Annotated in this window: 11 protein-coding genes and 2 pseudogenes; 4 read left to right on the forward strand and 9 right to left on the reverse strand. The window is 50.7% G+C overall.

Features of this window, described 5'->3' with window-relative positions; genetic code table 11:
* Window positions 1-441: 441 nt before the first annotated feature.
* From ACA046_RS18410 to ACA046_RS18420, 3 genes are all read right to left on the reverse strand, one after another.
* The gene (locus ACA046_RS18410; RefSeq protein ID WP_497674634.1) at window positions 442-1,470 is read right to left on the reverse strand and encodes a DUF2157 domain-containing protein; all 1,029 of its coding nucleotides are present in this window, start codon (window positions 1,468-1,470) and stop codon (window positions 442-444) included.
* A complete protein-coding gene (locus ACA046_RS18415; protein WP_497674635.1) occupies window positions 1,467-2,468 on the reverse strand; it encodes a hypothetical protein in 1,002 nt (333 codons plus the stop codon). Before ACA046_RS18415 ends, ACA046_RS18410 begins: the two co-directional genes overlap by 4 nt.
* Before the next feature lie 199 nt (window positions 2,469-2,667).
* Entirely contained in the window at window positions 2,668-3,108 is a 441-nt protein-coding gene (locus ACA046_RS18420; RefSeq protein ID WP_497674636.1) for a hypothetical protein, read from the reverse strand.
* An 871-nt stretch (window positions 3,109-3,979) separates the two neighbouring features.
* Here ACA046_RS18420 and ACA046_RS18425 point away from each other — a divergent pair.
* On the forward strand, window positions 3,980-4,489 hold the full coding sequence (locus ACA046_RS18425; protein WP_497674637.1) for a DUF3757 domain-containing protein: 510 nt from the start codon (window positions 3,980-3,982) through the stop codon (window positions 4,487-4,489).
* Window positions 4,490-4,718: 229 nt separating this feature from the next.
* Here the strand turns inward: ACA046_RS18425 and ACA046_RS18430 are convergent.
* Window positions 4,719-5,281, reverse strand: a pseudogene (locus tag ACA046_RS18430) (hypothetical protein).
* Window positions 5,282-5,356: 75 nt separating this feature from the next.
* On the opposite strand from ACA046_RS18430, the pseudogene ACA046_RS18435 reads away from it, so the two are divergent.
* Together ACA046_RS18435 and ACA046_RS18440 are read left to right on the forward strand one after the other, a co-directional pair.
* A pseudogene (locus ACA046_RS18435) lies at window positions 5,357-5,611 on the forward strand (IS5/IS1182 family transposase); the annotation flags it as partial.
* 235 nt (window positions 5,612-5,846) lie between these two features.
* A complete protein-coding gene (locus tag ACA046_RS18440; protein WP_497674638.1) occupies window positions 5,847-6,824 on the forward strand; it encodes an IS5 family transposase in 978 nt (325 codons plus the stop codon).
* A 179-nt stretch (window positions 6,825-7,003) separates the two neighbouring features.
* Here the strand turns inward: ACA046_RS18440 and ACA046_RS18445 are convergent, their stop codons facing one another.
* Together ACA046_RS18445 and ACA046_RS18450 are read right to left on the reverse strand one after the other, a co-directional pair.
* Window positions 7,004-7,228, reverse strand: coding sequence for a P-loop NTPase fold protein (locus ACA046_RS18445; RefSeq protein ID WP_497677109.1), 225 nt, complete (start codon window positions 7,226-7,228; stop codon window positions 7,004-7,006).
* 130 nt (window positions 7,229-7,358) lie between these two features.
* Window positions 7,359-8,264: a DNA-binding protein gene (locus tag ACA046_RS18450; protein WP_497674639.1), complete on the reverse strand. Its 906-nt coding sequence runs from the start codon at window positions 8,262-8,264 to the stop codon at window positions 7,359-7,361.
* Window positions 8,265-8,342: 78 nt separating this feature from the next.
* On the opposite strand from ACA046_RS18450, the gene ACA046_RS18455 reads away from it, so the two are divergent.
* A complete protein-coding gene (locus tag ACA046_RS18455) occupies window positions 8,343-9,470 on the forward strand; it encodes a site-specific integrase (protein WP_497674640.1) in 1,128 nt (375 codons plus the stop codon).
* A gap of 1,603 nt (window positions 9,471-11,073) precedes the next feature.
* Here the strand turns inward: ACA046_RS18455 and ACA046_RS18460 are convergent.
* Genes ACA046_RS18460 through ACA046_RS18470 form a run of 3 tightly spaced genes read right to left on the reverse strand, consistent with a single transcriptional unit; the run spans window position 11,074 to window position 14,593 of the window.
* Window positions 11,074-12,060, reverse strand: a complete 987-nt coding sequence (locus ACA046_RS18460; protein WP_497674641.1) for an AAA family ATPase — start codon at window positions 12,058-12,060, stop codon at window positions 11,074-11,076.
* Window positions 12,057-13,940 (reverse strand): Mu transposase C-terminal domain-containing protein, encoded by a 1,884-nt coding sequence (locus ACA046_RS18465; RefSeq protein ID WP_497674642.1) that lies wholly within the window; start codon window positions 13,938-13,940, stop codon window positions 12,057-12,059. The genes ACA046_RS18460 and ACA046_RS18465 overlap by 4 nt, the downstream gene beginning before the upstream one ends.
* The gene (locus ACA046_RS18470; RefSeq protein ID WP_497674643.1) at window positions 13,940-14,593 is read right to left on the reverse strand and encodes a hypothetical protein; all 654 of its coding nucleotides are present in this window, start codon (window positions 14,591-14,593) and stop codon (window positions 13,940-13,942) included. The genes ACA046_RS18465 and ACA046_RS18470 overlap by 1 nt, the downstream gene beginning before the upstream one ends.
* Window positions 14,594-15,254: the final 661 nt, after the last annotated feature.

Consider the following 15,254-nt stretch of genomic DNA (forward strand, 5'->3'; position numbering starts at 1 on the left):
TGGGGGGGGGGGCAAGCCTTAGACTGACGATGGCAAAGGACTGAACATGTTCCATATACACCGCCTGCCTGCAGGCGGCCTGCAAACCTTTTCTGCAGGCCTGACAGCGATCGGCTAAGGTGCGGCCTCCGATAAATCCTCAGCATGCTAAATACGATCACACCACCTGAGGCGAGCCGCCCAGGGAGTCAGATACGCTAAGCGCCTCTAACAACAAACATGGCGCATACGGCTCCTCACGCAGATGGATCAGGTAACGCCTTATAGCAGAGTGCTCCCTACCGGGCGAACAGTCCTATCTAAAGGTTGCCATGGCCGCAATCAATATTCACCGGAACCCATAGTGCACCCACCTCATTGATTGAGGCCCACATAAAAGAAGCTGTCGCGCTTACGCGACAGTGCTGGATTGGCCTCCTCGCTGCTCGCCCATCAGGACGCTCAGGCATCTGAAATCGTCGCCCGACGCTTCTGCCGATACGACTCCAGCCAGACCAGCAAGAGCAACAGTCCACCTCCCGCGATCAATAAGCTGAGCAGCCAACCCAGAGTTTCGGACAGCTGAGTGAAAAATAGGGTGTACAACTGGATGATCAAAAACGTTATGCCATACCCCACCAGCATACCGAACCGCAGGCGCAGGCCCAACGCCAACACACCAAGACTGACCACGCCCCAAAGCAGGTTGAACATCAGCAGTTCACCGCCCTCGGCAAAATGCCATGGCCCGTCGATCAAGTCATAGCTGCCAAACAGCGACAGCAGCCACAGGGACATTTCGCCGACAAACAGACCGCAGGAAATCCACACCTTGGCAAACCCGCCGTAGCGGACCAACAACCCGGCCTCACACCGCAGATGCACGGCCCCTGCAGCCACCAGCACCGCCGCAGCGCCGAGAAAACGCAGCGGGTAATTCATGCCAAACCAGTAGGCACCCCAGCCGGACTCATAACCGCTGCGGCCACCAAACCAGACAAAAAACAACACGCCGCACAACGCCAGCAGCAACACATTGCCCAAAGCATAGCTGAGCACCAGCAGCACCAGCAGATCGATCAGCAGCAGCGCCGGCCAATTGCCCGAGCCATCCGAATAGATCATGCCCACCACAAAACTCACACCGATCAGCGCAAAGCCGCCCAGCAATTCGGTAGTGCTGCCCAGCATTCTCAAGCCTTTGCCGGGCAACCAGCGCCCGGCGGCGAACAGGCCCAGGGTCAGCACCGACAGACTCATCGCCAGTTTGGCCAGGGTGAACGTCAGGTGCTCGCGCAAAAACAGCAACATACCGGCCGCCAGACTGATGGCACCGAAGGTCAGAAACCAACGCCCGAGTGAACGCCAGTCCCATCGGGTCAAGGGATACAGCTCACCGATACGGCTATGCGCGACCGGATCGATCCACCCCTCCCGCAGCCATTTATCAAGGGCTTCGTGGACCTGTCGATTGCGGCGATCCGGACTCATGACTGATCCTCCTTGGCACGTGTCGCCGCGCGCTCAAACACCCATCCCAGCAAAACACCCACTGCCCCGGCCACCGCGAAGAAAGCCGCGACACTCAGGCGGTCCAAGGTGTATTCGTAAAAGCGCGTGTACACATCGATACCCAGAAACACCACACCAAACCCGGTGAAACTGGGGTTCTTGAAACGAGCGCCAAGCACTAACTGACTGATGGCCCCCACGGTGAACACCAGTATCCAGAGCCCTGATTGGGACGAACTGTAATTATCCAGACTGAGAAACCACAGCGAGCAGTTGAAGTAGAGCAGTCCGAAAATCACATACAAGCGCCCGAAACCACTGAAGGAGCGCAGCGGCCCTTCTTCGGCGCGCTGGTGCCACAGCCCCATGAGCGCTGCTAACCCGGCGATCGCCGCCATGGCGCGCGGGTCCTGGATGTCGAACACATACGAGCCACTACCGGTATAACGCTCCCAGGAACCCAGCCCGTGAAAGGCGTATAAGAGCCCTAGCAGCAATGGCCAGCGCAAACGATAAAAATAGGCTGTGGCAATACCCATCAACGCAGTGAGCAGCAGCGCCAGACAAGTACCACTAACGACGCCCTCCTCTCCGGCAGCGCCGCCGAGTATCAGGCCGTTACCGATAAGCATCAGGCCGACGGTCAGAATGGCAGTTCCGGTCAGCCGCTTATCGCCAACAGGATCACGCGCCAGGCGCACCCCGCCCCACCATAAAACCACGCCAGCGAAAAAAAACAGTACAGCGCTGATGATGAGCGACCGAGTGAGCTGAATGAGCAGACCCACGCTGTCAAGAACGGCCATACCCATCAGCAATACCGCGCCGACGCCCAGCCATTGCAACATCGGTGATAATAATTGGCCGGGTTGCTGATAAGGCGCACTCAAATGATCTTGGGTTTGCCGATCGATCAACCCACGGTGCTGCCAGCTAGCAATTTCTTGAAGCAAGACCTGCTGAATGGTTTTTCTCACGCGTCTAAATCTCTGTGTGATCGCTCAGATGATGAGGCGATGCTTCATGAACAGCTCATGCTGCATCTGTTCGCGCCCGTGAACTAATCCTCGGCTAAGTCAGTGTTGCGATGAGCCGGCCTAGGCGTCGTTGCTAGCAGCAGGATCAACATGAAGAACGACACTACAGCTAGCCTATTCCACCGGAATACGCTGAGCACTATTTGCCTTGAGATTGCTCTAGATAATCAGTAAGAAAATACTCAGCATTGCCTGTCTCGCTAAGTTTGGAATCATAGCTAACTCGCATAGGACTCAGCTCTCCAGGTAGATATAACTCGCCAGAGCCATTATTTAAGATCAACACAACATAAGGCTCACCATTCACTTGAGTCGCGTAGCGCACATCCTTGGACGTTTTCTCGGCGTTCATTTTCTGGATACGCCTATCCCAATCATGATCGATACCGCTGACTTGCACCAACGCTTGCCGGGCAGATCGCTCACCCACACGCAGCGTCCAAACCTGCGTGCCATCGTTGCTACTGTAGGCTTGTACTTTATCATCAATGGACGGGCGGGGAGTTTCACCCATCGAGAAGCTTGGAGTCATCGCCAAGAGGCTTAGGGCAATCACGAGAACATTATATTTCTTAAACATTATCCAACTCCAAAATCATCAAAAAAATCGGTACCAGCATTAGTGGCCACATACTATTTCGATAACACAGGCATACTTTTTATGATCGAAAACGCCTATCACCACCCTCACCCCGACTCTTAAATCCCCTAGCACTGACTACTACGTACCATTTAAACGTTCAAGTAACTGAAAGCGTGATCAACAGCAGGCCACTGATCACGCCTGGCTGGCCGACGAAAGCCGTTTTTTGTCAATGACGCTTGCCCAAAACAACCATTCTGTGAGACAGGCGAGACCGCCGAATATTGAGTATCAAGCATCAGGCCCACCGGTGTATGTAGGATATTTCGCAAGAAAATCCTAACGTTGAAAACATCCCCGAACTCCGGAGCAGGCCTGGAGGTGCAGCCCGGCAGAGTATTCCGTGTGCCTCAAGGCCACCCGTGCCGTCATGCGCTAGATCGTTCATCACGCTGACGCGGCGATTCGCGAAAAGACAGACACCGTGCGGTTTCGCCAAATCCCCCGCACACAATACGCCTCTCTGCTAGCGTGCACGCCGTCGGTTCAGCGGCGAGTCCGATGGCATCGAGGCGGATCAATGTGTGAGCGCCGGTATGAAGTGGGCCCACCCTCTAGGATTGAAAGTTGGCCATTCCACTGCGAACGCTCGCTGCCCGACTGTTAGTTCGATGTTCATAGAGGGTTCCGACTGAGGCTTGGGATCGGCTTTCGTAGAATTAAGACTGACGTGAACGTTGCTTACTTGATATGGCAGCGGGCTTCAAAACTCAAGAAGCTCCAGCGCAAGCTTGGGAAATTTCCTACATGAAAATCATAGATTATTTGGTAAATATGCTCGCCCAGATTTTTTATGGCGAGACTCTCAATGAGCAAGATGATTTTTCGGAGCTTTTTTTTATTGCAGCTGGCGGCCCTTTCAGGCATGGCCGATAGTGCTAACTCTTTAGATAACACAAGACGATTGACGGAGAACACTAGAAGCTTTGAAACTTGCCCATCACCTTTAGATATCAAAAACAAAAACGGAATATTTACTGCTTCAGCTAATCAGCATGCGACAAAGTGGACAGGTGTACTAATTGATAGTGAACATGACTACGCTATAAAATTCAAAAAGGCTTATTTTTTCGTATTAGACAGGGAAACAGAAAAGCTAGGTTTTTTAGACAAATGCACATATTTGACTTTTTCGGGAAACCATCTGGATTTACGCCTTTCCATTGACAGTTTAGATAGGAAATTTATGAGGGTCGGAGACACCTCATGGAAACCTTCACGAGACATTCCTTCACCTCTAGTTTTTGAGTGTACTGCGCAGTTTCGAGATGCATGTAGCGTCTCATTGCAGACTAACTCTCCGCCTTCGAATTTATAAGCATGGTGACGATAAACAAGCTTGAGACTCAACAACAGAACTAATTTTTTAAGCCGAGTAATGATTGATGAGTGCTAGCAGATGGCGTACATAAACGCGAGACTGTCGAATCAAATCGGCAAGATTAGATTGTGAGCCTCGCTAATATTTTCCGACTTATAACTATGCTGGTCTGAAATTTTCCGCACTGCTAATTGCATCAAGGACCATTATGATACTCACCTGAAAATTACAGAGCAATGGATTTTAGCTTATACCCCAAGGAGCTAGCTTGTTTACTTTTTTATGAAGTCGGATGTATCAGACGGGCTAGGCTCTGGGCCTGACACATGTGTATGTAGCCAATCGCATGCTCAACTGCTGTACCACGTCTATTAATGTGCACAGAACCTGCGATACGTTTACTTTTCAGATTCCAACCAGGTCTTGGGCGCTACCAGCCTCTGACTGCCTGCCGCCAGACTCTCGCGCAAGCCCTCAATCCTTTCCTCCATACGCTACCCACCGTGGCGTTGTGCTTCTGCCCCAGCACCAGGTTCAAGCCCCACCCGGTCGCCTGGTGCAGACAGTTGCCGTCGGCGTCGATGCGCTGCTGGCAAGCCTCGCTCTGCTGCCACACCTGATCACCTTTCGGGACGCTGGGCATGCTCAGGCCGTAGGCAAAGCACACGACAACCTGGGGCCTTCTTCAGGGAACGCGTAAATACCCATTTCCTCGCCACCGATGGGCAGCGGTAAAGGCACGCCGGCAAGGATCGGCAGTTTGGTGTCTGGCTTGCCGTCCGGCCCCATGACCTCGATGCCGACCCCGCAGCCTGGGCGAAAGTCGCCGCAGATCCCGGCGCCGGCGGGCGCATCGGCCACGGCCAAGTGATCTGGCAAATCGCAGCGCGCCGCCGCACCTATTCCAGGTGTACAAACGAAGCTTGCTGCACCAGGCCAAGTGCAAGATCGAGTACTGCAAAGCTAAGACACGAGCCACGGTCGAGCGCCGGTTTCGGGTGATCAAGCGCCAGTTTGGTTACGTTGTACGGACCGAACAGGTTACGTGAAAGGACGCTTCGTGGACGGATGAAACACACGGCTCAGTTGACCACGCTGTTCACCCGGTCAAGCCTGTAGAAGGCTCGAAAACAGCTAATGGGTATGGGCGAATTGCGCGCACAACACGGAAGACCGGGCGAAAAGGTCTTCAATTAACGACACATCGGCCGCGTTTCGGCACATAGCGGTGCGGGGCGTTTTCAACTTGCCACCGCCGTGCGACAAGTTGATCGGAGCATCCTTAGGGAAACTCTGAAAAAGACTTTCAGATTTGGTGAAATACCCGCCTCACACGAACCACGGTTGAGCCCCGATGAAGCAGATGTCCTTCGCCGATGCCGAGTACGCCGGCAAACGTAAGCAGACCCGCCGCGAGCGCTTCCTGATCGAGATGGATCAGGTCGTGCCCTGGAAGGGTTTGATTGCCTTGATCGAGCCGTATTACCCGAAGGGCGACGGTGGTCGTCCGGCGTATCCGTTGATGGCCATGTTGCGGGTTCATCTAATGCAGAACTGGTTCGGCTACAGCGATCCGGCGATGGAAGAAGCCCTCTACGAGACCACGATCCTGCGCCAGTTTTCGGGGCTGCATCTGGATCGGATTCCCGATGAAACCACGATCCTCAATTTCCGGCGCCTGCTGGAGAAACATGAGCTGGCGGGCGGGATTTTGCAGGTCATCAACGGCTATCTGGGTGATCGTGGTTTGATGCTGCGCCAAGGCACGGTGGTTGACGCAACGATCATTCATGCGCCGAGTTCGACCAAGAACAAGGACGGTAAACGCGACCCTGAAATGCATCAAACGAAAAAAGGAAATATGTATTTCTTCGGGATGAACGCGCACATCGGCGTCGACGCCGAATCCGGCTTGGTACATAGCCTGGTGGGTACGGCGGCGAATGTGGCGGACGTGACACAGGTCGATCAGTTACTGCACGGCGAGGAAACTTACGTGTACGGTGACGCGGGTTACACCGGCGTGTACAAACGCCCGGAGCATCAGCTACGCACCATGATCTGGTCAATTTCCGCCCGGCCCAGCAGCTATAAAAAGTACGGTAAAAAGAGTTTGATCGGGCGCATGCGACGCAAGATCGAATACGCCAAAGCGCAGGTGCGGGCCAAGGTTGAACATCCTTTTCGCGTGATCAAGCGCCAGTTTGGTTATACGAAAGTACGCTTTCGTGGTCTGGCGAAAAACATCGCTCAGCAGACGACATTGTTCGCCTTGTCGAACCTCTGGATGGTGCGAAAACGGTTGATGGGTATGGGCGAGGTGCGCTTGTAATGCGGGCTAATCGCCCTGAAAAAGCTCGATTATTGGAAATAACCATGAGTTAAGAGCAAAAAAGGTCTAATTATTCGACCGAGTTTGATTTTTTGAACCTCAGGCAGCGAGGGCATCAAAAATCGGTGGGTACTTCAGACCTTCCTTAGAGAGCTTGAGTTCCCTGAACCACCGCGCGCTCATCTATGGTCAGTTATGCAAGGATGGGATGGCTCCGCCAGCGGACTGCTGAGTCCCATCACTTCGAGTTGTGGCGTGGTAGTTAATTTTTCAATAGAAAGATTCTTGCTTAAACTCTTGCCGCTTCCCCACAGCCCCGTCAGTGCAATAACCAGGCTCTCTTGGTTTTTCCAACCGAGAATCGCCGCCGCAAGGTTTGCAGCAAAAGCAGGCCGCCCTAGCAGGTCCTTCTCGGCAGCTCAAATCGGCTGGTCATTAGCGAAGCCCAATTCATCCATTGTACATTCCTTGTGTCGTGGTATTCCCAGCCGCTGAGGCTCAGGCGCCTGACGCTGAAGATTTAGCGGGCCGTATTTACTTCGCGGGCATGGGCTCCGGTTTCTTTCTAACGCGGGTCTTGCGCTCACTGAACGGCGATGAGCGGAATTGTACAAGCTGCTGCTCCAGCGTATCGCCACGCGCTTGCTGTGCGGCGGCGTTTTGCAGCGCTTGGCCCAGCGCAGTTTGGAGGCCTTCAATCCTTTGCTGCAACTGCTCAAGTTGGTTACCGACTTCCTTCAATTGCGTGGTCGTGCGCTTGCCCTCCTCTCGGGCACGATCGACTTCACGATGCGCACGATCCTCAACACTGCGCACGTAGGCCTCCTGCGCGACACGTTCCTGCTCGGCCTTGAGTCGTAACGCCTGCAGTTCCTGTTGGGCGTTGAGTTGCAACTCCCTCAGTTCCCGTTGCAATATCTGGTTGCGTTGCTGCGTGTCACCGTGCTCCCGCAATAGGCTGTCGCGCTGCTGCTGAAGGTCTTGAATCTGTGTCGCACGCTCTTCCAAAAGCAGCTCCAGGTCCGCCAAGCGAGTCTCGCTAACTTGTTGTGCAGCCTGTGCGGCCATCACATGTTTCTGAGCGAGTGCGGCGTCCTGACGAGCCTGGTCCTCCACGGCGGCGGCCCGCTCGTGCTCGGCAGCCAAGACCTGACGTTGTTCGAACACCGCCTGCTCAGCAACGCTCTGTGCCATATGGATCGCCTGTTGCCACACGGCAACAAAGGCCTGCGAGACCTCCACCGGCAACGTCGGCAGACGAGTCTCGCCGGTCAGCCTTTCGGCCAACCTCGCCCACCATTGATCGAGTAAACCACCGACGCGGGCCGGGCTGCCGCGCCCCAGTTCCAGGCGGACACGTTCAACCGTTGGCCGTTGGCCACGTGCCAACACCGCATCCGCAGCGGCAAATACCTCGTTTTCTGGTACCCCTACTGCCATGGCTGATCTCCCGGTATATTAGGTCTGATAATTAAATGTTATCCGATCTTAATTTTCAAAATATGGATTAATAATACGTTGAACGTATTAAATATTACAGATCAGCTATCACTGGTCGACGAAACGCCGCTGAACCCGCACTTTTTGGCACTCAACGCCCAAGAGGCGGCCGCAGCCTTTATTGCTGCCGGCACCGCGGCCAATACCGTGCGCAGTTATCGCAGCGCCCTCGCCTACTGGTCGGCGTGGTTGCAACTGCGCTACGGACACGTGCTAGGAGATGCGCCCTTGCCCCCCGCAGTCGCGATCCAGTTTGTGGTTGATCACCTTGCCCGTCTGACAGCCGACGGCGAATGGGTGCATCTATTGCCAGCGCCCATTGACGCTGCACTTATCACCGCAAAGGTCAAAGCCAAGCCCGGAGCGCTGGCCTATAACACCGTCAGCCATCGTCTGGCGGTGCTTGGTAAATGGCATCGACTGAATAGTTGGGATAGCCCCACCGAAGCGCCTTCGCTCAAAAGCCTGCTACGCGAGGCACGCAAGACGCAGTCTCGCCAGGGGCTATCGGTGCGTAAGAAGACCGCCATGGTGCTCGAACCTTTACAAGCGCTGTTGGCCACCTGCACCGATGGCCTTCGGGGCCAGCGTGACCGCGCCCTCCTCCTGCTGGCCTGGAGTGGCGGCGGCCGAAGGCGTTCTGAAGTGGTGAACTTACAAATTAGCGATGTACGCCAACTGGATACAGACACCTGGTTGTATACGCTGGGTGTGACCAAAACCAATACCGGCGGGGCGCTCCGAGAAAAACCACTGCGCGGTCCAGCCGCACAGGCATTAGCGACTTGGCTACAGATGGCGCCGGCAGAATCAGGTCCATTGTTTAGACGCATGTACAAAGGCGGCAAGGTCGGAATAACTGGCTTATCTGCCGACCAGGTGGCGCGCATTGTTCAGCGCAGAGCCAAATTGGCAGGCCTCCAGGGCGATTGGGCAGCGCACAGTTTGCGATCGGGATTCGTGACAGAAGCCGGGCGCCAAGGCGTGCCGCTCGGTGAGGTGATGGCCATGACCGAACACCGCAGCGTCAACACCGTCATGGGCTACTTTCAAGCAGGCTCTCTACTGAATAGCCGCGCCTCCTCACTAATGCCTTTGTCCGAAGCTCCAAAAAAGAGCGAATTGGAAGATTTTCAAGAATACTGAAATAGCGAACACATTATCAAGCGCAGATAAGTAAATGGAGCAGGCAACATTATCAACATCAAGGGCCGATGTCAGGTTACGCATAGGGAAACAGTCTAAGCATTAGGTGCTTTCATTCCTGACCGCTCACCGCAAGATCTCAGCCCCCCCTAATGGCAACAAGCAGAATCAGCCATGATACTGATCATTTAATCGCTACTCATATAACTTTACTTAGACAGGATGGCTCCGAATCCGATCTTGATCAGTTGAACCAAACCAGACCTCTGCAGTCGATAGACAAGCAGGATAGTGTTGGTAATGAAGTACGCGGTAAGAGATGTATGAGACTGGCTCTATAAGCGCAACTAGCCAGAGTGATTTTCGTGGCGACTGAACTTGCTCCAGCAAGCAGGTATCCGGTATTGATGATGGGCGATCAATCATACGAGCGATCGTCGCAATACATTCCACAACCCAGTCGCAGAATTGGTGCGCACGAAACCAGGCAGTGACACTCAATGGTACTGCGTATGCATCGGCACTATTTACGCAACCACGAAGCCACCTATTGATCACTGAGATCGAGTGGGCCCTTTCCCTCCTGCCTACACGCCCGTACGGCTGATTGTAAATTCCATACCAATGTCTTAATAGCAAGCGATAGGCTTGCTCACGGTGCCATTGCAAGCCGACTCGAACGCTCATAGACTTCCCTATATGCCAGCGCTTACGCAGGTTGCGTAAAATTGACTTCAGGCATTGCGCCATGGTGATGGCGATTTCACAGTGCGAGCTCGCGGCATCAGCCGCGTATTGATTACGGAGTGATCTAACTCGCGCGCCCCTAACCTGAACGTAGCCGGCACTGACGCTCCAATTCCTATCACTCCAATCGCGTCCATACAGTGGTAATTTCGCCATGGCACGCCATTGATTGAAGTCACCCCCACTGGAGCCACAGACGACATAGCCAGGGCACTCCTCATTCGCACCGGGGCTTGATGGCCGTACGGCGGCTTTATCTCCGCTCGCCCATGCTATGCGGTTAGCACGCGCTAGCGAATGCAGATCGAAGAAAACAACGTTTCCATGTCGGATACCTAGCGGCTCACTGCAGTGAGCGCATCGAAATGGGTGACTCAATAGTTTACTATTCCAATTATAATAAACAGCCTCCCCACAACAAGCACAATTAGTTCGAAGTGGAATGAAGTGGAATGGACACCTACCAATCAATTCATTTTGAAATACTGTGTAATGCCTGTGTACGCTGGCGCAGATTGAGCAGTATCGAAGATACATACAGGAAACAGGCACCCTCAATCCAGGACGCCATGACAAAAACATTTCATTCAGCTGCAAATCACTCACACGCGTTAAACGCTTAATCTGCTCAAGATCGAACAAACCCACATTACTCAATCCTCTAGCCAAACCATATCTAGCCAGAGCTTTCGCCTTAAACAAATCCATCAATTTCTGCTTTGGCAACGTGTTCACTATGGCAAATCGTGACAGTACCGCATAGATAGACTCATATCGATCGACAGCTCCACCTGATGAATAACTTAGTTCAGCCAAAAGATTTGAAAAGCCGATATTTATTGACCGCTGAGGACCATTAGCGCACATAATCCCGCCTCGACGGACTGGAGAGGGTCTCCAGATATACTGAAAAACCTACTTCACTGATCAAGAAATCAACAAATTCTTTATCAATTTTGAAATCGGGCGCATCTTTAAAGCAGTGTTCTTCGTACATCATCTCAACCAACAAAGTGAGATGCTTCATTGGGATCCAGCGCTCTAAAAGTTTATCGTTGGAGTCAATAGCGCTGACAAATGAACTCCATATCACTTCAGTCGCCTCTACAAGACGAAAGCCAGCTAAGTAAGCTTGCGGAAAGAAAAAGCGAGTAAATGGCCACGCGGGGTCAGACTCTATGATGTCGTCATACCCGCTTAGTACGACCTTGAGTTCATCAGGATCTCGGATACCATGGAATTCGATGGCTTCTCTCATTAGGCGGTCAATAAGTACCCCATTCCCTCGGTCAATGTAATTTTGCCTGAACGCAACGAGTGTACTCTGACCGACCATCACAGAGATTAACCGGACATTGTGCCGATCTAATTTATCATATATTTCACAAACCCAATTCAGCTGTAGATCCGTCCATTTTTGAGGCTCGTCTATAAATAAGAGAAATAAGCGTTTTGTGTTGCGCTCCCCCATCGAAATCATTACATCCACCGCACGTCTTTTACATTCGCCAGAGGATCCACCTGTACTAACCCCTAGCTCTTTGCATAGATCTGCATAAAAATCTCGCTCCGAAATATATAGTTTCGTTTCGCCATCCAGCGTCGCGGTAAATAGACCCTTGTATTTAGTTTGAGCTACATTCCGCAAATACCGAATTGCCGACGATTTACCTATGCGCCAGTTTCCCCATATGATAAAACCACCTGAGCGCCTACGCAGTGTCTTATCTAAATATTCCCAAACCAAGGAAATCGAATCTGTAGGTACGAGATAATTACATGAGCACAACGGGTGATCTTCAATCGCCTTCGGCCTTATAACAGAACCGTTTAAAGCACTCACTTTTTATCACCCTTTAATATGTACCCCACCGTTAATCTCTCAGCTGGTCTAGCAATAGACTTAACCGGCTGCTCGGTGTTTTTAGGTAAGATCTCTCCTCCTAGATGTTTGAGATTATAAGTTGTTACTTCGCGATCTTTCCATCCTTCCGAAGCTTGCAATGAATGTAATAAATCGGGTATTGAGTCACCCTCTCGATACGCGATCTGACCACTTTTTAGACTACGCTGAAGTCTAAGTCGTAATTTCTCACTATGAGGAGTACTCCAAAGACTCGGCGGGAAAATTTCACCTAAATAGCCTCCCTTCAAGTCATAAACCCGAAGGTACGATATGTTCATTGGGTCCCATTCAATCATTACTTCACCATCAACTGAAAAACTCAGGACGGGTAAATTTCTATATCTGGCGCCTTTAAAGTTTATAAACGCACTTTGCGGCCCATCCTGGTGAACAGTAACTATAGCGGTCCTACATGTAAACTTACGAATATCACGATTTTCGGGCAGCAACTTAGGAAAGATCAGATCAAACTCTACAACCGAACGTAAAAAAAGCTCAAGGGGGCTGTGAGGAGTAATTCCCGTGTGCGGCCTGCCATTGTAATCAGATATCACCACATCTAAAGCGTGATGCAATTCCCCCGTAGTTAAGAGTAGAGACAAATCTCCACCTTTCGGCGCCAAACGCTTGATAATTTCATCATTTGGACGCGCGCCGGTTGTGCCTACTATCCGATGCGAAAAATTGTCCACTAAATAACGGAAAAACGTTTCTACAATGGCCCGCTCGTTTGGTCGATGAGGTGGGCCAAAGTCATCGATGCAGCACACAACTTCACGGAGTTTAGCCTCTACGTCTTTAGCCTTATGCGACATCGCATTATCCAGCTTATAAATCAACCCACAGGACCAAGCCAGTTCAGAATTTTTATCACTTGGAAATCCACCTTGCACTTTATAAGCAAGCCCTGGCACAACAGAGGGAGGTTTTTTATGAGGCGCTAGAGAATTATATATAGCAGTTAGTAAATCCGTCTGATCGTAATTCTTGCCTAGTGCCAAGCTGTAACCCAGTACACATCGAGTAAATACATCTATAACCAAAATCACCCACAACGTTAGAATTTCCGACAAACACGCCAAACCAAAAGTATCAACTTCTTTTACAGTCAAGCGCAGGTCAATATTATGTCCATCGACCTCTATTTCTTGGAGCGGTTCGATAGGAGGAAGAATGGCAAGATCTTCGACACGCCTATCTTGGGCACGTTTTTTTTGAGCTATTTCTGTCGCTTTATCGTGTAAGTGTCTGCTAAAACTTCGTAGAGCCCTGTCGTCGCTTGTGAAGGGATATTGAGGATCATAGATACCAAGCTCTTCACACTTTTTCAAAAAACCAGCATGAAAATCTACAAGCCTTTTTGCGCCCCCCTCTTTCCGAGCTTTGTACAGACTTGCGTAACGGCACATCAAACTGTCAAGTTCAGGATAACAGCGCAGCAAATGCGAGAAAATACCGGCTTCGCCGTTCATTCTCTCTTGATGTTGTTCATTCGTTAATCCAATGCGACATTCATTGGGCTTTACTCGAAACTGTAAAATAGCGGCTCGATAACCTATATACTCCCCGTCCTGATCGGGCTGACACGCGCGCTCTATCATAAGATATAAAGAAGATTTCGCCACGCCATACCTATTTTGTATTTCTTCACAGCTCGCACCCTTTAGCAGGAATGCTTTCAAAGCGAATACTCGATTTCCAATTTTCTGTTTAAGATCTTCTGAGAACATACGCAAGTCAGGTAGCTGCCAATCTTCAAACTTTATACCTTGCTGTAGCAGCCTAGACTTAGAAAATCGCTGTTTAGAGTCGCTCATTACTTGTCTCCTTTCGAAGAACATACAACTACAGTATTTCTATTGATCAATCGCTCGTGCATTGAGGGCAGTTTAAATCTACCAATTCGAACCATTTCCAATGCGAACGCAAGCCCCTTACCATCGCTGAATCCCTCGACATGATCAAAACTACTGAGAGCGCATGAAGAGCAACTCCGCAGACCGAGTGTAAATTTTTTGATATTCTGAGCAGTAATATCATCCTTCCAACGAGAAATAAATGCTAAAATCTTAAAGCGATTCCACACTTCAAAGCTTTCGTCAGCAGCTACTTTTTCTCCAAGACGCTTACTCGACATTCCAATTGCAGCACAACATTGTCCGAATGCCTGTTCAACCTTATCCATACCCAGCTCAGCGATATATACCAAAATTTCGGAATTCAGATATACCAGCTTGAATGCAACAAATAGGCGCCCTTCAGTCGTTTTGAAAACTTTATTTACGGGAACAAAACTTACCAACGCTGACTCAAATTCTAGACGAACCCACTCTATTAACTGCGTCCTATAAAAAAACTCAATCGGGCGTCTATTCATAATGCTGTAAACGCGAAACAGATGCCCACCCTTTGGTCGTAATATATTTTTGAACGGCTCGTTCTCAAGAAATCCTAAACTCTCACCCAGCATAGCAATATCCTCCTAATAAGGAGAGATACTCATTGTGTATCTGTCTTTTATTTAAAATATATTTACATGATTGTAGGCGGCGAAAGTAAACGCAAAGCAGCACTAAGTAATTCGAGAATGGTTGGCGCGACCTGATCAGTTCAAATACTTCAGAATTGATTTTGACCCCGAACAACCTAAGAAAAATGGGCGGACGAGTGTTTACTGTAAAAAATAAGATAGGGGTAAATAACAGTTCAACTAACAAGCAGCATCGACTTGATCTGCTATCTCTTGCGGTTCCAAAGAAACGGTGCGGCGAAAAAAAAGGCATACCTTACCCCTAAGAAACTAATTCTTCGGAAGCAAGGGCTGCCTTTATCCTCTTATATGGGGGCATCCTTACGCACATCTCAAACCACGCTATCAGACAACTCGCAGTCCAGGCAATGAGCTTTATCTTTCAAACCCACACGTCTAAAAGAATAAATCTATTTACCTGATTACATTTACATCCCAAAACCCTACTACACTCAATCAAATCAATAACTTACACATTCAGAGCCACCGCCGATAAAAAGTCCACACTTGATGTCGCAGCGACTAATATTACATTTTTTCTGTCGCAAGACTTTCTCTGCACTGAACTTTCCGCATCAAGAAAGCGGACAAAACATCTCTT

This window comes from Pseudomonas sp. LBUM1641, from assembly GCF_059716235.1.